Source organism: Achromobacter sp. RT286_PF, from assembly GCF_059760425.1.
Window position 1 is genome coordinate 44711 of the sequence record NZ_JCBAMR010000013.1, and the last position, 16914, is coordinate 61624.

A 16914-nucleotide genomic window follows, 5' to 3' on the forward strand; every position below is an offset into this window, starting at 1 on the left:
TCACAAGCCGCGTCCGCCGTGGGCCCGCGCGGCAACGATGCCACCCCGGCCACGCTTGCCGACCGCGTCGCCCCTTGCGTGCGCGGACGCGCGCCATGTTTCAGCGGTCACCCAACGCTTGCGGCGTTTAGCCAAGCCAGTAGGATGCGCGGTCATTGAACCGACCCAGCCCCTCCAAGGACCGCCCCCCATGACGCTGCCGCGACCGCGAGTTGCCCTTTCCGCCCTGACGCTGACCTTGACCCTGGCCCTGCCGCTTGCCTTGTCCGGGTGCATCACCCTGCCGGATTCAAAGGGCGAAGGCACGATGGACGACCCGCGCTACGCGCAGTTGCTGGACCTGATTGACGAAGCGCTCAAGGCGGACATGGCGGTGGTGCTGGTGGCCGACGTGATGCCGCACGCCACGCTCAAGGATGCAATGTCCATGACGAAGTGGACCGGCAACACGGTCTGGATGCACGAGCAACAGCCGAAGATCACCTTCGGCCGCAAGTTTCAGAACAACTCGCTGCAACGTGACGAGAAGGCCACCTATCTGTTCAAGGCGTTTGAAGTGCACATCCTGCCGCCGGGCAAATACCTGCTGACCGGTGGCGACGACTACAAGCTGAACGCCTTGCTGGACCAGGTGGGCGCGCGTAGCGGCCCGGTGGGCTCGGGCCGAGGCGCCAACGGCACCGCGTATCTGTCGCCGGAGCTCTACCGCGAGTTCTATAAAGAGACCAACTGGCATGAGGGCACCACGGGCTCGCAGCTCAAGACGCGCACCGTCTGCACGGCGGTGCATCGGGGCACGGGCGCCTGCGTCGCCTGGGGCGAAGAGCAGTACACCGAAACCACGCAAGGCTCGCGCGCCGGCTATTACGAAGAGACGGCCTGGCGCGACATCCCGGCGATCAAGGTGCAATCGCGCGTGCCGCCGAAGCTGGCGCTGGCCAGCTTTACGCTCAAGGGCGGCCAGTTCGTGCTGAGCCAGCGCATGCACATGAAGACGCCCAGCTACCAGTACAAGCAATCGGCCTGCCGCGCGGTCGACCCCAAGATGACCGAATGCCCGCTGGAAGACTTCACCGTCTACACGCGCCCCGCACCGATGGACTTCGCGCAAAAGCTCATCGCGCAGCGCACCAACGTCAGCGACGCGCACCGGCAACTGCTTTCCACCTTGCAAGCCATGCAGATCACGCCGCTGGGCAAGCAAGGCATGGAAGACCCGGTGTGGGGCGTGCCGGTGTCGATGAAGGGGCGATAAGGGGGGAGGCATTGTGTGCGCCCCCCGGCCACGACCCGCTGGTGCGCGTGCGCTACCCCGCCGTGGTGCAAGGCAATGCCGAGATCGTGGCGCTGCACCAAGCGCCTTTGCGCAAGCCCGAGCCACGCTGACGCGCCGTCCATCACGCCAGCTCACCGAAAGACGCAAATGCATATTAGAATCAATAACTTTTCATTTACCCTAGCGTTTCTCTCTCATGTCCCACCCTCCCAAGGCCAGGAAAGACTGGCTCGCCCATTACGCGGAGATGATCGGCAAATGGCGCGGGCGGGGGCACGAGGATGGCGAGGACGCCATGCACGACACCGTGGTGGGCATGCTTGAAGGCGACGTCGCGGCAATTTATGATCCCCGCGCCTACCTGTCGCGCGGCACCTCGAACCGGCTGGTCAGCAAGCATCGGCATGTCAGCACGCTGGAGATCACGTCGCTGGACGACATGGCGCGCAGCGACCACCCCGCCACGCCGCCCGCCGATGACGGCGTGCGCTTTCAGCAACTGGCCGACGAACTTACCCGCGCACTGGAAGACCTGCCCCCTAAGTGCCGGCACGTCTATCTGCGATGCCGGCTGGAAGGCTGGACGCATACCGAGATCGCGCAAGAAATGGGCCTGTCGCGCAGCATGGTGGAAAAATACATGACGCGCTCGGTGCGTCACATCAACGAACGGCTGCAACACCATGCCCCACTCTGAAACCGGCTACCCGAACCCCGGCCACGGTGGCGGCGACCCCAGGCACCCGCACATGCCGCCGCGCAATGACGACGGCGGCAGCGATGGCAGCGACGCGCTGGACCATCCCGCCGACGCCGCCCACTGGTTTGCGCGCATGCAGTCCGGCGAAGTCACTGCCGCGGACCGGCAGGCCTTCTCGGCCTGGCGCGATGCCAGCCCCGACAACGACCGCGATTACCGCCGCCTGAGCGCCCAATGGGACGCCGTGCTGTCGCTGCCGCACGCGCGCCTGCGCGGCTTGATGGACGCCTCGCTGACGGCGGCCCGCCCGCCTGCGATGTCGCGGCGGCGCTTTGGCCTGCGCGTGGCGGCGGCCTGTGCGGTGCCGCTGGTGGCCGGCTTGGTGGCGGCGCCGTTCGTCTTTGACGGCAACGACACGCTGGTCAATTACGCCACGCGCAAGAATGAGCGGCGCGAGGTCACCTTGCCGGACGGCTCGGTGCTGAGCCTGAACGGCGACACTCGCGTGGCGGCCCGTTTTGGCGCGAGGGAACGGCGCGTGGAACTGGAACAGGGCGAGGCATTTTTCGATGTGCGGCACGATACGTCGCGCCCGTTCGTGGTGGTCGGCGGGCTGGGGCAAGTCACCGTGACCGGCACCCGGTTCAATGTGCGGCGCGACAGCGACCGTTTGCAGGTCAGCGTGGAATCCGGGTCCGTGCGTTTGCAGACGGGGTCCTGGTGGCGCCGGCACGAACGCCGGCTGAGCGCCGGCCAGCAAGCCGTTGCCTACCCGGGCAGCACGTTAAGCGAGGTCGCCGCCGTCAATGTGCAGGACCTGACGGCGTGGCAGCGCGGCAAGATCATATTCAATAACGTGCCGCTGGCCACCGTCATCAGCGAGATGAACCGCTACCTGCCCCGGCCCGCCAGCCTGGACGCCCCCGCGCTGGGGCAACACCGCGTGTCCGGCATCTTCAGCGTGGACGACCCGCTAGCGATGATCGATGCGCTGCCGGCCATTGCCCCCGTCACGCTGGACCGCCAACAGGATGGCGCGATACGCATCGTGGCGCGTTGAGGGGGAGGCGCTGATCCCCGGGTCAGCCGATCCGCTGGTCCCGGGCGCGCCGGTCCTTTTGTAACACACCTGTTACACAATAATATCGATTCTTATTCCGGTTTTCGTGGGGCTCATGCGTCTAGATAGGAAGGGGCCGATCGCCCCAGGGCACCCTGCCCGTTTCCGTTGAAACCGGCGCGCCGTGCGGGCGCGCCTTCCACCCGAGCTACCGATCTTGAAACCCGTATCTGCCCGACCCGCTTTGCGCTTGCCCTCGCGCGTGGTTCTCAGCGCGCTTGCATTCTCGCTATCGCTTGCCTTCGGCATGGCACCCGCCGCGCACGCGCAGGAAGCCCCCGTCAGCGTCAACATTGCCGCGCAGCCGCTGGGCGACGCGCTGTTGCAGCTGGGCTCGCAGACTTCCTTGCAGATCTTTTATTCGCAGGACATTCTTGCCGGCCAGCAGGCGCGCGCCCTGTCGGGCAAGCTGGCGCCCGAAGACGCGCTGCGCCAGCTGTTGCAGGGCACCGGCATCGAGTACACGCGCAACGGCAACAACGTCACGCTGTCGCGCCCCGGCACGGCCGGCGGCACCGTGCAGCTTGAAGCGGTGACCGTCACCGCCGGCATTCTGGGCGAGCTGGCGCCGCCCTTTACCGGCGGGCAGCTTGCCACCGGCGGCAGCCTGGGCGTGCTGGGTTCGGAAGACGTGATGGACACGCCGTTCAGCACGGTGAACTACACGTCCGAACTGCTGTACGACCAACAGGCCCGCACGCTGGCCGACGTGGTGGTCAACGACGCGTCGGTGCGCACGTTGACCTCAAGCGGCGGCTTTGGCGAAGACTTCCAGATCCGCGGTTTTGCCGTGGGCAGCGGCGATGTCAGCGTGAACGGCCTGTATGGCCTGGTGTCGTCCAGCCGCGTGCCGGTGCAGATCCTGGAACGCGTGGAAGTCCTCAAGGGCCCCGGCGCCTTCATGCGCGGCATTCCGCCCAACGGCAGCATCGGTGGCGCGATCAACGTGGTGACCAAGCGCGCCGAAGACGAACCGCTGGCGCGCGCCACGCTGGGCTACGCCAGCAAGGCCAACTTCACCGGCCAACTGGACCTGGCCCGCCGCTTTGGCGAAGACAACGCGTGGGGCCTGCGCTTTAACGGCGTCAAGCGCGGGGGTGAATCCACGTTGCGCGACGGCAAGCAAGGCCTGGACATGGGCGCGCTGGGCATCGACTATCGCGGCGCGCGGCTGCGCTGGTCGGCCGACGCCATCCACCAGGAAGACGTGATCGAGAATTTCCGCTCGCAGATCGGCTGGCAGGCCAACGTGACCGAGCTGCCCTCGCCGCCCGACGGCGACATCAACTTCTACCCCGGCACGCGTCTGTCGCAGCGCGACAGCACGATCATGTCGCGCCTGGAATACGACTTCACCGACAACCTGACCGGCCACATCGCGGCGGGCTATCGCGACGGCAAGGTGCGGCAGATTTTCCCCGTCACGGTCAACATGGCCGGCGCGCGCCAGTCGGTGGACCAGGACGGCAATTTCAACGTCATGACGACGTACTACGACTCGTACTCGAAAACGCGCAGCGGCGACGCCGGCCTGACCGCGCGCTTTGCCACGGGCCCGGTCAATCACCGCGTGACGCTGGGCGCGACCTACATGAAGCAGGAACTGGGCAACGCCTATTCCACCGGGTCGGCCATCGTGGCGTCCAACATCTACGACCCCACGCCCATTCCCGACGGCCCCGCCGTACGCCTGACGCCGCAAAAAGCGTCCGACACCACGCTGACCAGCTTTGCGCTGGCCGACACGCTGTCCTTTGCACAGGACCGCATCCTGTTGACGGCCGGCATCCGCCACCAGGTCGTGGACGTAGACAGCTACAACACCGCCGGCGCGCGCACCAGCGGCTACCGGGCCAGCGCCAATTCGCCCATCGGCGGCATCGTTGTCAAGCCGCTGCAGAACGTGTCGGTCTACGCCAACTTCACCGAAGGCCTGACGCGCGGCACGATCGTGGGCGACACCTACGAAAACCGTGGCGCGGTGCTGGCGCCCTACAAGTCCAAGCAGTATGAAACCGGCGTAAAGGTGGACTGGGACGGCAACATCATCACCACCCTGTCGCTCTTTCAGATTGCGCGCCCGTCCGGCCAGGCCGACGACAGCAACGTCTACGGCTACTTCGGCGAACAGCGCAACCGTGGCCTGGAACTGACCGGCTACGGCGAACTGGTGCGCGGCCTGCGCCTGATGGCCAGCGCCGCCTTCATCGACAGCGAACTGACCAAGACGCCCGGCGGCGTCAGCCAGGGCAACCGCCCGGCCGGCGTGCCCGCCAGCACCTACAACCTGGGGCTGGACTGGGACACGCCATGGGTGCAGGGCCTGAGCCTGAACGGCCGCGCCATCCGCACGTCGTCGGTCTACCTGAACAACGCCAACACGCTGCGCCTGCCCGGCTACACGCGCTTTGACCTGGGCGCGCGCTACGCGACGCAGATCGCCGGCAAGGACGTCGTGTTCCGCGCCAACGTCGAAAACGTGGCCGACAAGAAGTACTGGCTGGCCTCGGGCTCTTTCGTGACGAACGCGGCGGGTCGCACGTATATGTTGTCGGCGTCGATCAACTACTGATGCATTAAGGCAGACCGGGCGACGCGCGGCAATCAGAAATCCCAGATCACCGGGACCCAGCGAAACGCGTCGCCCGCTACCGCAATCCGGCCCACCGACGGAAACGGCAAGTGGGCGGCCACCAGCAGCCCACGGTTTTCCGCAAGCTCGCGGAACAGCCCGATGCGAACTTGGGCGGATACGTCGGGGTCGTGCTCAAAGCCGTTGTGCCAGTCCGGGTGGTCAAAGCCCACGGGAAACATCGCGTCTCCCGCAAAGGTCAGGCGTTCGCCGCCCGAGACCAGATCGACCACGCTGTGGCCGGGCGTATGGCCACCGGTGACGCGCACCGTCACGCCCGGCGCCACCTGGTGCTTGTCGTCGAACAGGCGCAGCCGGTCGCGGTATTCGTTATAGAACGCGGTGGCCGTGGTACGCAGCACGTCGGGCACCGGCTTGGGCATCACCGTCTGCGAAAAGTCGGGCGACGTCCAGAACGCGACCTCGGCAGCCGCCACGTGGATGCGCACGTCCGGGCGCAGACGCTTTTTCACATCGTCCACCAGCAGGCCGCCAACATGGTCCATGTGCATGTGGGTGATGATCACGTCCGTCACGGATTCCAGCGCGATGCCCGCGCAAGCGAGCCGCTGCGGAAACAACCCGGCACGCGGGAAGCCGGGAAACTGCCCGCCCAGGCCCGCGTCGATCAAGATGGTTTGCTCGCCGCTGCGGGCCACCATCACGTTCAACGGCCAGTCGAACGCATCGGGCGGCATGAACATGTGGTCCAGCCAGTCCGCCAGGTCGGCGGGGTCGGCGTTGGTGGCCATCGTGGACGTGGGCAGGGGCAGTACGCCGTCACTGACGACCATCGCGTCGATGTCGCCGATGCGTACCGCGTAACGGGACGGGACCAGGTCCACGGGGGTCTGGACGCCGGCATGCGAAGGGGAGGTGGACAGGGGGGTATCGGTGCGAAACATAACGAATCTCCTAAGTGGCTGGACAGCGTAGCCATCCTAGGCGCGGCCCCGGATGCGCGGTAGCCACGCGCGGTGAAGCGCCATGTTGCGAACGGCGCACCAATCGCTGGCGGGTGTTACGGCTTGCACACCGTTGCGCGCTGACCCATTGCCCGGCTGACCCATTGCCCCGGCAAAGTGCGGCAAAATACGCGGCTGCACGCCCCGACTTCTACCTGGCGTTTGCGTCCGACATGACCGATTCATTGCTACTTTTCGAGCGTCACCGCCCGCGCCTGTTCGCGCTGGCGTATCGCATGCTGGGCGCGGTGGCTGAGGCCGAGGACGTGGTGCAGGAAGCATGGCTGCGCTGGCACGGCGCCGACCACGCCTTGGTGGAAAACGCCGAGGCCTGGCTTGTCACGGCCACCACGCGCTTGTCCATCGACCGCCTGCGCGCGGCCAAGCTTGAACGCGCCCAGTACACGGGCGTATGGCTGCCCGAACCCATGCTGATGGCCGCGCCGTCCACGCCTGAACAGATCCACGAATTCGCGGACGATGTGTCCGTGGCGTTTCTGTTCATGTTGGAACGTCTGTCGCCCGACGCGCGCGCGGCCTTCCTGATGCGCGACGTGTTCGATGCCGATTACGAAGACATCGCCGACACGCTGGGCAAGACACAGGCAGCCTGCCGCCAGCTGGTACGGCGCGCCCGGCTGCAACTGCGCCAGGGCGCGCCGCGTGAAACCGTCTCGCGCGCGGCCCTGCACCGCTTGTTGCTGGCCTTTGCCGACGCCATGCAGCGCAGCGATTTCCACGGCTTGCATGCGCTATTAAGCGACGACGCCGAACTGATCGGCGACGGCGGTGGCAAGGCCACCGCGTTTGCGCGGCTGGTGGGTGGCAAACGGCTGGCGCAATTGTTCTACGCGGGCAAGCGCCGCTTTGGCGACGGCCTGCGCGCCGAGGTCGTAGAGATCAACGGGCAATGGACCTTGCTTCGATACATCGACGGGCAACTGGAATCGGTGCAGTCGTACGAGACGGACGGACAACGGTTAACGCGCGTGCTGGTGCAGCGCAACCCCGACAAGCTCGCGCGGATCGCAGCAGCGTTGGCATAAGGCGGTACGCGGCGATGGGGCTTTGCCGCAGCGATGGTGCGCAGCGGGCAACATGGTGATCCCTTGCGCGGCTCTACCGCCACGCCGGTCGGCACTTCTACGATGGGGCCTTGTCACATCCGCCAAGGAACGCCCATGTCGAAACTGTTCAAGCTTGCCCTGCCCCTGGCCCTGGTCGCAACCGGCGCCCTGCTGGGCAACGCCCCGGCCCAGGCCGCGCCCGCCGAACCCATCGTTACCGAACTGATGACGAAGCCGCTACCGGACATTCCCGGCAAAGACGCCTTGATGATCACGGTCGATTACCCGCCCGGCGCGGCCGACCCGATCCACCGTCACGACGCGTACAGCTTCGTCTATGTCCTGCAAGGCAGCATCATCATGCAGGTCAAGGGCGGCAAGGAAGTCACCTTGACGCCGGGCCAGACCTTCTTCGAAGGGCCGGACGATGTGCACACGGTGGGGCGCAACGCCAGCCAGACCGAACCGGCGAAGTTCGTGGTGGTGCTGATCAAGAAAAAGGGCGCCCCCGCCTTGATCCCCGTTCACTAAGCCGCCCCCCCTGAGCGGGACGCGCCGGGCAGCGGGCGCCGTCCGCCCCTGCCGGGCGCAAACCGCGCCCGCGCTTGATGCGCTTTTTGATGCGCCTTTTGATGCGCCTTTTGACGCGCTTTTTTTTGCCTCTTTGGGTGGCGCCCCATCCTAGGGAAAACCCGAGTTTTTCCCATCCAATGTCACAGAATGGCCGCGTGCGCCGTCTTAGCCATAAGACCCACCCTTGCCGCGCCGCCACCATGTCGACACCCTTGTTTGCCCCATCGATCACTCCCTCTCCCCTTGGGCCGGATTCCCTGGCCGACAGCTTTGCCACCAGCTATGCCGGCGTGGTGGCATTCATTGCGGTGGCCGTCGAAGGCAACTTCGCCAAGGCGGGCGACCGGCTGGGCATCGGGCGGTCGGCCGTCAGCCGCAGCGTGCAGAAACTGGAAGACCAGCTGGGCACCCGGCTGTTCGTGCGCACCACGCGCAGCACGTCACTGACCGCCGAGGGGCGGCAGTTTTACGACCAGTGCCATCCCGGCGTGGCGCGTATCGTGCAAGCGCTGGATGACATGCGCGAGCTGCGCGAAGGCCCGCCGTCGGGCCACCTGCGCGTGTGTTCCACCGTGGGCTTTGGCCGCAAGGTCGTCGCGCCCCTGCTGCACGGGTTCTGCCGGGCCAACCCCGGCATTGCGGTGGACCTGCTGCTGGACGATGGGCCGACCGACTTCGCGGCGGACGGCGTTGACGTGTCGTTTCGCAATGGCCGCATGGAAGACAGCCAGGTCATCGCAAAAAAAATCATCCCCATGCAGATGCTGCTGTGCGCCTCGCCCGGCTACGCCGCCGCGCACGGCCTGCCCGCCAGCGTGGACGACATCCTGGACCACCGTGGCGTGAACTTCCGACTGGCGTCGGGCCGGATCTTTGAATGGGAATTCAAGCTGGGCGACCGCTTGCAGAAGGTGACGCCGCCCGCGATGCTGACCTTCAACGACGCCGACCTGGTGTTGCAGGCGGTGCTCGACGGCCACGGCATTGCGCAGATGGCCGCCTACCAGGTTTGCGACCATCTGCGTGCCGGCACGCTGGTGGCCTGCCTGCCGCAGCACGCGCCCGATGACCGCGGGCATTACCTGTGCTTTTTAAGCCGCCAGCATCTGCCCGCCCGCATGCGCGTGTTCATCGACTACATGACCGAGCACATCCGGGGCTCCGGCTTGCTGCCGCCCCCGGCGCCGCCCCGCTATTTCCTGACGCCCGACTGGCTGAACCAGGTGTCGAAGTCTATCGAACCCAAGCGCGCCGAGGACGCCGGCACCAGGGTGTCGTCATTGAGCAGCGCGCCGAAATAGCGCGCACCGGGGTCGGCGCGCACCGTGCGGGTATCGCCGGTCTTGTCCAGGTATCGTTGCACCAGTGTGGACAGCCGCAACTGCTCAGGCCCGGCGATTTCCACGATGCCGTTCACCGGCGGGGCCAGCGTGGCGTCCGCCATGGCCAGGGCCACGTCGTCGGACGCAATCGGCTGCACAAAGGCGGGCGAGAGCCGCACGTCGTTGCCCTGCGCGCCCGCCTGCACGATGCCGCCCAGGAATTCAAAGAACTGCGTGCTGTGGACGATGGTGTAGGGAATACCGCCCGCCTCGATCAGCGCTTCCTGCGCGATCTTGCCGCGAAAATAGCCGCTTTCGGCCAGGCGATGCGTGCCCACCACCGACAGTGCCACGTGGTGCCGCACCCCGGCGCGCGCTTCGGCGGCCAGCAGGTTGCGCCCCGACGCCTGGAAGAATTCCAGCACGGCGTCGTCTTCAAACGAGGGCGAATTGGCCACGTCGACCACGGTGTCCACGCCCACCAGCGCGCTATCCAGGCCCACGCCCGTGATGGTGTTCACGCCGGTGGCGGGCGAGGCGGCGATGGCCTCGTGGCCGCGTTCGACAAGCCGCTTCACTAGCTTGGAGCCGATCAGGCCGGTTCCGCCGATGACTAGGATTTTCATGGCGCTTTCCTTAGCTGAAGTTGGCTTTGTCCAGGCCATAGGCCTTGTCGGCCGAGCCCGGCACGGTGCGAAAGCCTACGTTCAGCCGGTTCCACCCGTTGATGGCCATGATGGCGAAGCTGAGGTCGCTGATTTCTTTTTCGGACAATTCGCCGCGTACGCGCTCGTAGATGTCGTCCGGCACGCCGTGCGCGCCCAACGTCGTCAGTGCTTCGGTCCATGCCAGGCAGGCCCGTTCGCGCGGTGAAAATTCCGTGGACTCGCGCCAGATCGCAACATGGTGCAGGCGCAATTCGCCTTCGCCACGGATCTTGGCCTCTTTCACGTGCATGTCCAGGCAGAAGCCGCAGCCGTTGATCTGGGACGCGCGGATCTCGATCAGGCCCAGGATGGACGGCTCGATCGACCCCGACTTCAACAACATGCCGAATTCGACAAACTTCTTGAACAGCGCGGGCGATTGCGCAAAAGCGTTAAGGCGTTGACTCATGGTGGCTCCCGGGAGATTGGATTTGGGTAAGCGCGCCGCGCGGTGTCGCGGGGGGCGCGGGATGCTTGAACGACGCCCAAATCGTAGGCCTGCCCACACCACGGCAGTAGGCCTGCACCAGGGACCACGGTGTTGCCCGCGGGGCAACAATGCGCCTTGCCCCGGGAACAATGCACACCCCCCATCTGGTGCCGCAACACTATTGCAAAGCCCCCCCGAACCGCACGATACTGGCGGTCCGTTCTTCATACTTTTGGAGGGTTCAGCAATGCATCGCGATGACATCCAGAAGCTCGGCGCGAACGCCGCCCGGCAGGGCTTGACCTTGTGGGATTGCCCGTACTATCGCGCTGTAGAAATGCCCGGCCACACGGGCGAGTCGATCTCCCAGTGGCGTGAAAAGGTGCGCGCCTGGGAAGCCGGGTGGCGCATGCAGATGCGCAGCCGCCCGACGCCGGCGCGCGACCGCGCGCATCAGCTAGTCGCCATGGATCGAAGTGCGCCGGTAGTCCTCCGCACGGGCTAGGGTGCGATAGAACGAGGCGCCAATATTGATCAGCCTGTCGCACTCCTCCGGGCTCAGGCGCGGGCTGATCTGCACCAGACAGCTGGCGAATTCCGTCAGCACCTCGGCCCAGTCGTCAAAACGACGACACGGTGCAGTTTTTACGATCATCTTTGCAAGTAGTTCGTCCTGTAGCATGGGTTTCGCCTCTGTGTGGCCGACAAGAGCCGTGCGAAGCAAACGCCATACCCGGCGGCCATCGGCCGCCGCATTCAATTGATTAAGGCCAGCATGTTCGATCACATCGGATTCGGCGTCAGCGACATGGAACGCAGTCGCGCATTCTTCCTGCAAGCGCTGGCTCCCCTGGGGGTTGGCCTTGCCATGCAAGGGCCCGACAGCGTGGGCCTGGGCCGCGCGGGCAAGCCCTCAATGTGGCTGTACGGCACCCAGGCAGTGTCGCCGCCGCTGCACATCGCCATCACCGCCGCCAACCGCGCCGAGGTGGACGCGTTCTACCAGGCCGCCATGGCGGCAGGCGCCACCGACAATGGCGCCCCGGGCCTGCGCCCCCACTACCACCCCAATTACTACGCCGCCTTCGTGCGGGCGCCCGACGGCCACAACCTGGAAGCCGTGTGCCACCTGCCCCCGGCCTGAGCGCCGGGACGACAGCATGAATTGGGACGATGCAAGAATATTCCTTGCGCTGCAACGCGAAGGAACGCTGCGCCGCGCGGCGCGTGTGGCGGGCGTGGACCAGGCCACGATAGGACGGCGGATCGGCGTGCTGGAACACAACCTGGGCGCCACCCTGTTTCTGCGCAGCTCAACCGGCTACACGCTGACGACGGCCGGCAGCGCGGTGCTGCACGCCGCCGAACGCATGGAGCAGTTTGCCCATGACCTGGTGCGACAGGCCCAGGGCACGGACGGGCGGCTGGAAGGCGAAGTGAAGGTGGCCACCACCGATTCGCTGGCGATGGAATTCGTCATTCCGGCCATCGCCGACTTGCACGCGCGCCACCCCGACGTGCGGGTGCGGCTGAGCGTGGCCACGCAGATGGCCAACCTGGCGCGGCGCGAGGCCGACATAGCCATCCGCAACATGAAGCCCGACAACCCGGACCTGATCGCGCGCCAGCTGGCGCTGTGGCCGGTGGGCCTGTATGCCTCGACGGGCTATCTGGAACGACACGGCGCGCCCACCGAGCATGGCGGCTTCAAGGGACACGATCTGGTGTATTACCAGCCCTACCTGGAAGGCGGACGGCCGCCGACCATCGTGGGCGAACCGGCGCAAGCGGGCCGCATCGTGGCTACGGCCAATTCCAGCCTGATGCTGCGCACGCTGATCGCTAGCGGCGTGGGCATCGGTGAATTGCCGGTGCCGATGGGTGAACGGGGGGGCCTGACACGGCTATGGCCCGGCCGTGAGCGGGAAGGTGGCTTTGCCGTCTGGCTGGTCACCCACCAGGACCTGCGCCACACGGCGCGCATGCGCGCCTTCATCGATACGGTCGTGGCGCAGTTCGAATAGCGCGGTACGCAGGGCGGCTGGTGGATCGATGCCGCGCCCTGCGCACGCCGCCTACAAACCGCTGCGTTTTTGCATCATTGCCCTTGCAAATTGCTGCGTGATTCCAGCACCTGGCGTTCCTATACTTTTTGGCATATCGACCCGATTGGGTCGTGCTGAAAACGTAGAGGTCCCACCATGTCACGCCCAACCACCCCTGCCCTGCCAAGCTCCGCCGGCGCCCCCTGGCGCTACGTGCTGGCCGGGTTTGCCGCCAGTCTGGCCAGCATCGGGCTGGCCCGTTTTGCCTATGCGCCCCTGGTTCCCGCGCTGATCCAGGCGCACTGGTTTTCGTCGTCCAGCGTGGTGTTTCTAAGCGCCGCGAACCTGACCGGTTACCTGGTCGGCGCACTGATCGGACAGCCTTTGGCGCGGCGTTTTTCCAACACCCAGGTACTGCGCGCCATGATGGCGCTGGTGACGCTGGCGTTTCTGGCGTGCGCGTACCGCCAAGCGCTGGGCTGGTTCTTCGGCTGGCGCCTGATGTCGGGCATCGCGGGCGGCGCCATCATGGTGCTGGCCGCCGCCACCGTGCTGCCGCACGTGCCGCGCGAACGCCGGGGGCTGGCGGGCGGCGCGATATTCCTGGGTATCGGCGTGGGCATCGCGGGCTCGGGCACGGTCGTGCCGTGGCTGCTGGGCTTCGGGCTGCAAGCCGCATGGCTGGGGCTGGCCGCGATCTCGGCGGTGCTGACCTTGTTGACATGGAGCGCGTGGCCGGCTCATGGCGTGACCGTGCCCGTATCGCCGGCGGCACCGTCGCCGTCGGCGTTGGCCTCGGTCAGCGCCGGCGTTGGGACGACCGGCGCTGGAACGACCGGCGCTGGAACGACCGGCGCTGGAACGACCGTCGCGGAGACGACCGGCGCTGGAATGAGCGGCGCGGGCACGTCCGGCAGGGGCACGTCCCGCGACTCATCCGCGCCCGCGTCAGCCCCCACGAACGCTTCCGACCCGCGCGCCGGAGTCGTGTTGTTGTTCGGCCAATACGGTCTGATGGCCGTAGCGCTGGTGGCGCCGATGGTGTTTCTGGTGGACTTTGTCCAACGCGGCCTGACCGGCGATCCGCACGCCGGTGCGTATTACTGGATTCTGTACGGGGTGGGCGCGATGATGGGGCCGCCGCTGTACGGCTGGCTGGGCGACAGGCTGGGTCCGCGCAGCGCATTGCGCCTGGTGTTGGCGATGCAGGCCCTTGCCATGGCCGCGTTGACCCTGACGCACGGCGGCGCGTTGCTGGCGGCCGCTGCGTTCATGGTGGGCACCTTCCCCCCGGGCATCGTGCCGCTGGCGCTGGCGCGCATTCACGACCTGATTCCGCACGACCCCGTGGCGCAGAACCGCGCATGGAGCCGCGCCACCGTCAGCTTCGCCACCTTTCAGGCGGTGGCGGGATACGCCTACTCGGCCGTATTCAGCGCCACCGGAGGCCAACACCGCATGCTGTTCGCGGTGGGCGCGGTGGCTTTGGTGGTGGCGTTGCTGGCCGAACTGCGCCCCATTGAACGCGCCCTTGGCCGCCGCCTGGGTGCGGCTTCCCATCAGGGGATCGCGGACAAGTCCTCGCCCGGATCGGGCGCGGGGCTGGCCGGGGCCGCCGTCGCCGTGCCTGCGGGCGCGGCCGCGGGGCCGTTGCTTTGCGGGGCCGGGGGCGGGTTTGCCGGAGGGCTTGCTGAAGGGCTTGCCGGAGGGTTTGCCGGAGGGCTTGCTGAAGGGTTCGCCGAAGGACGTTCCGATGGGCCTGCGGTCGACTTTTCGTGCCGGCTGGCGCATACGAAGGCCAGCTTGTTGCCCTCGGGGTCGCGGCAGTAGGCGGCGTAGAAATCCGGCGCGTACCGGCTGCGCAAGCCGGGCGCGCCTTCGTCCACCGCGCCGTGCGCCAGCGCTGCGGTCCAGCACTGGCGCACCACGTCTTCGGACGGCGCCTCGAAACTGACCTGGCAGCCATTGCCCCAGGTGGCGGGCAAGCCGTTGAACGGAGGCGCGACCACAAACGTCGGCCAGCGCGCCGAGCCCACGCCCCAGATCACGCCTTCCGGCCCCGCGTTGTCGATGGCGTTGCGCCGCGCCAAACCCAGCGGCGCCAACACGGCGTCATAGAAGTCCACCAGCCGCGGCCAATCGCGCGCGCCGATTTGGATGTGAGTGAACATACAGTCTCCTTCAGGAATGGCAGTTGCTGAACCGGTGCCGACGCCGCGCATCCCGCAAGGCACGCAACCCGCACCCTGCCAGGAGGAACCATGACCGATTCCAAACCCGCGCCCGCCCCCAACCCGCCGCCCTCGCCGCACGTGGACCCCGCCGAAAAGGGCGCCACCGGCCAACCCGTGGCCGACGGGCCTGCGCAAGGCGAAGTCAATCGCGACCCGAATACCAATTCGGGCTATCCGGCCGGCGGCTCACAGGCCGAGGAAGGCAAGGACGTCTACGGACGTCCGGTAGACCCAGCCCGGCCGAATCGAAAGTAAGGCCAGGGCGCAGGCCTGCGCGTCAGCTCAAGCCGGCGCCCTGCCCGATCAGCAAGCACGGGGCCGACCCCACCTGCCCGTCCGGCCGCCAAAGCCGCACCCAGCCGCACCCATTACGCCGCCGGCTCCAGCTGAACCTTCAGCCAGCCGGGCTGGCGGGTATCGAATGCCTTGAACGCATCCACCGCCTGCGTCAACGGCTCTTGTCGCGTCAGGATGGCCGCCGGGTCCACCGCGCCCGTGCGCACCAGCTCCATCAGCATCGGCACGTATTTGCGGTGATTGCAGTTGCCCATGCGCAAGGTCAGGTTCTTGTTCATGGCCTCGCCGATCGGAAACGTGCGGTCGTTGGGCGGATATACGCCGATGATCGACAGCGTGCCTGCCTTGGCCAGCGCCTGCACCGCCCATTGCAACGCTTGCGACGGCGCGTTGCCCGGCCGCCAGTTCTCGCCGTCCGGCTTGGCATGGGGCGCACCCTTGCGCGCCTCTTCTTCCATTGACGCGTTGGTATCGGCGTTGCCCGCCGGGCCATCGTGCGCATGCACCGCATCCACGCCCACGGCATCGATGGCGCAGTCCACGCCAATGCCGCCCGTCAATCCCTTGATGCACGTCACGGGGTCTTCCGCATTGAAATCGATGACCTCGGCGCCCTGGGCGCGCGCCATGGCCAACCGGTCGGGCACGGTGTCCACGGCAAAGATCCGGCCGGCGTGCATGAGCTTGGCCGACGCGATGGCAAACTGCCCCACCGGTCCGCAGCCGAACACCGCCACGGTGTGGCCGGGCTTGATGTCGGCCAGGTCGGCGCCGAAATATCCGGTGGGGAAAATGTCGGACAGCATTAGCGCCTGCTCGTCGCTGACGCCGTCCGGCACCTTGACCAGGTTGACGTTGGCAAACGGCACGCGCGCCAGTTCGGCCTGCAAGCCGTTGAACGGGCCGGTGGACTGCGGGCCGCCATAAAACGAAGTGCCGGCATCGCGCCCGTTGGGGTTGGCCACGTCGCACTGCGCGTAATAGCCGGCGCGGCAGTACGAGCAATAGCCGCAGGCGATGGTGGACGGAATCACCACGCGGTCGCCCACGTTCAGGTTGCGCACGCCAGGCCCCAGTTGCTCGACCACGCCCACGCCTTCATGGCCGAGGATGGTGCCGGGCTTCATGGATTCCATGGTGCCGCGAATAAAGTGCAGGTCGGTGCCGCAGATGGCGCTGGCGGTCAGGCGCACGATGGCGTCGTTGTCTTCCTGCAAGACGGGGTCGGGGACGGTGTCCAGACGGATGTCGCCGATGCCGTGAAATACAACAGCTTTCATTATTTGCTCCTTGAGGTGCCCGACCGGTTGTCTACCGGCGGCGCGTCCGGCGTGGAGTTGCCCGGGTCCCAGACGTCGTCGGGGTGCATCCCGGGCGGCACTTGTTGGCCGGCGCCGGTACGGTTGGGGTCCGCGGGGCGCCCCGCCAGCGTGCGTTCCGATTCCGGCACGGGCTTGCGGTCGGCCGCCTGCGGGTCGTCCTGATGGGAGTGTGGCTTGGTGGTCATCACGTGCTCCTTGGTGGGCGATGTGCGCGGCGACAGGAT

At 66.8% G+C, this 16914-nt stretch carries 18 protein-coding genes and 1 pseudogene; 13 read left to right on the plus strand and 6 right to left on the minus strand.

The features are described 5' to 3' along the window. Positions 1–190: 190 nt before the first annotated feature. From AC6LJY_RS12785 to AC6LJY_RS12805, 5 genes and pseudogenes are all read left to right on the plus strand, one after another. A complete protein-coding gene (locus AC6LJY_RS12785; RefSeq protein WP_498136085.1) occupies positions 191–1255 on the plus strand; it encodes a hypothetical protein in 1065 nt (354 codons plus the stop codon). A gap of 23 nt (positions 1256–1278) precedes the next feature. After that, positions 1279–1386 (plus strand): annotated as a pseudogene (locus tag AC6LJY_RS12790) (N-acyl homoserine lactonase family protein); the annotation flags it as partial. Between the two features lie 86 nt (positions 1387–1472). Then, on the plus strand, positions 1473–1973 hold the full coding sequence (locus AC6LJY_RS12795) for an RNA polymerase sigma factor (protein ID WP_219990710.1): 501 nt from the start codon (positions 1473–1475) through the stop codon (positions 1971–1973). Then, the gene (locus AC6LJY_RS12800; RefSeq protein WP_498136086.1) at positions 1960–3036 is read left to right on the plus strand and encodes a FecR family protein; all 1077 of its coding nucleotides are present in this window, start codon (positions 1960–1962) and stop codon (positions 3034–3036) included. Before AC6LJY_RS12795 ends, AC6LJY_RS12800 begins: the two co-directional genes overlap by 14 nt. A gap of 217 nt (positions 3037–3253) precedes the next feature. Beyond that, on the plus strand, positions 3254–5668 hold the full coding sequence (locus AC6LJY_RS12805) for a TonB-dependent siderophore receptor (RefSeq protein WP_498136087.1): 2415 nt from the start codon (positions 3254–3256) through the stop codon (positions 5666–5668). 32 nt (positions 5669–5700) lie between these two features. Here AC6LJY_RS12805 and AC6LJY_RS12810 read toward each other — a convergent pair whose 3' ends face one another. Further along, positions 5701–6633, minus strand: coding sequence for an MBL fold metallo-hydrolase (locus AC6LJY_RS12810; protein ID WP_104144137.1), 933 nt, complete (start codon positions 6631–6633; stop codon positions 5701–5703). A 233-nt stretch (positions 6634–6866) separates the two neighbouring features. Here AC6LJY_RS12810 and AC6LJY_RS12815 point away from each other — a divergent pair, with 233 nt between their 5' ends. From AC6LJY_RS12815 to AC6LJY_RS12825, 3 genes are all read left to right on the plus strand, one after another. After that, positions 6867–7739, plus strand: a complete 873-nt coding sequence (locus AC6LJY_RS12815) for an RNA polymerase sigma-70 factor (RefSeq protein ID WP_498136088.1) — start codon at positions 6867–6869, stop codon at positions 7737–7739. Positions 7740–7874: 135 nt separating this feature from the next. Beyond that, entirely contained in the window at positions 7875–8291 is a 417-nt protein-coding gene (locus AC6LJY_RS12820; protein ID WP_046804794.1) for a cupin domain-containing protein, read from the plus strand. A 242-nt stretch (positions 8292–8533) separates the two neighbouring features. Then, positions 8534–9634 (plus strand): LysR family transcriptional regulator, encoded by a 1101-nt coding sequence (locus AC6LJY_RS12825; RefSeq protein WP_082134468.1) that lies wholly within the window; start codon positions 8534–8536, stop codon positions 9632–9634. Here the strand turns inward: AC6LJY_RS12825 and AC6LJY_RS12830 are convergent. Further along, entirely contained in the window at positions 9526–10281 is a 756-nt protein-coding gene (locus AC6LJY_RS12830) for an SDR family oxidoreductase (RefSeq protein WP_498136089.1), read from the minus strand. The two genes, AC6LJY_RS12825 and AC6LJY_RS12830, sit on opposite strands and share 109 nt — an antisense overlap. Positions 10282–10291: 10 nt before the next feature. Then, entirely contained in the window at positions 10292–10771 is a 480-nt protein-coding gene (locus tag AC6LJY_RS12835) for a carboxymuconolactone decarboxylase family protein (protein ID WP_120156526.1), read from the minus strand. A 268-nt stretch (positions 10772–11039) separates the two neighbouring features. Between AC6LJY_RS12835 and AC6LJY_RS12840 the strand changes: the two genes are divergently transcribed. Continuing rightward, positions 11040–11297, plus strand: a complete 258-nt coding sequence (locus AC6LJY_RS12840; protein WP_082134467.1) for a CrpP-related protein — start codon at positions 11040–11042, stop codon at positions 11295–11297. Here AC6LJY_RS12840 and AC6LJY_RS12845 read toward each other — a convergent pair. Further along, the gene (locus tag AC6LJY_RS12845) at positions 11250–11474 is read right to left on the minus strand and encodes a hypothetical protein (protein ID WP_046804791.1); all 225 of its coding nucleotides are present in this window, start codon (positions 11472–11474) and stop codon (positions 11250–11252) included. The two genes, AC6LJY_RS12840 and AC6LJY_RS12845, sit on opposite strands and share 48 nt — an antisense overlap. 93 nt (positions 11475–11567) lie before the next feature. Between AC6LJY_RS12845 and AC6LJY_RS12850 the strand changes: the two genes are divergently transcribed. From AC6LJY_RS12850 to AC6LJY_RS12865, 4 genes are all read left to right on the plus strand, one after another. After that, positions 11568–11936 (plus strand): VOC family protein, encoded by a 369-nt coding sequence (locus tag AC6LJY_RS12850; protein ID WP_046804895.1) that lies wholly within the window; start codon positions 11568–11570, stop codon positions 11934–11936. A 16-nt stretch (positions 11937–11952) separates the two neighbouring features. Next, positions 11953–12816 (plus strand): LysR family transcriptional regulator, encoded by an 864-nt coding sequence (locus AC6LJY_RS12855; RefSeq protein WP_498136090.1) that lies wholly within the window; start codon positions 11953–11955, stop codon positions 12814–12816. 177 nt (positions 12817–12993) lie between these two features. Continuing rightward, entirely contained in the window at positions 12994–14667 is a 1674-nt protein-coding gene (locus AC6LJY_RS12860) for a YbfB/YjiJ family MFS transporter (RefSeq protein WP_498136091.1), read from the plus strand. A 431-nt stretch (positions 14668–15098) separates the two neighbouring features. Further along, positions 15099–15326, plus strand: a complete 228-nt coding sequence (locus AC6LJY_RS12865) for a hypothetical protein (protein WP_498136092.1) — start codon at positions 15099–15101, stop codon at positions 15324–15326. 113 nt (positions 15327–15439) lie between these two features. Here AC6LJY_RS12865 and AC6LJY_RS12870 read toward each other — a convergent pair whose 3' ends face one another. After that, a complete protein-coding gene (locus AC6LJY_RS12870) occupies positions 15440–16648 on the minus strand; it encodes a zinc-dependent alcohol dehydrogenase (protein WP_498136093.1) in 1209 nt (402 codons plus the stop codon). Next, entirely contained in the window at positions 16648–16875 is a 228-nt protein-coding gene (locus AC6LJY_RS12875; RefSeq protein WP_143215474.1) for a hypothetical protein, read from the minus strand. The genes AC6LJY_RS12870 and AC6LJY_RS12875 overlap by 1 nt, the downstream gene beginning before the upstream one ends. Positions 16876–16914 lie beyond the last annotated feature (39 nt).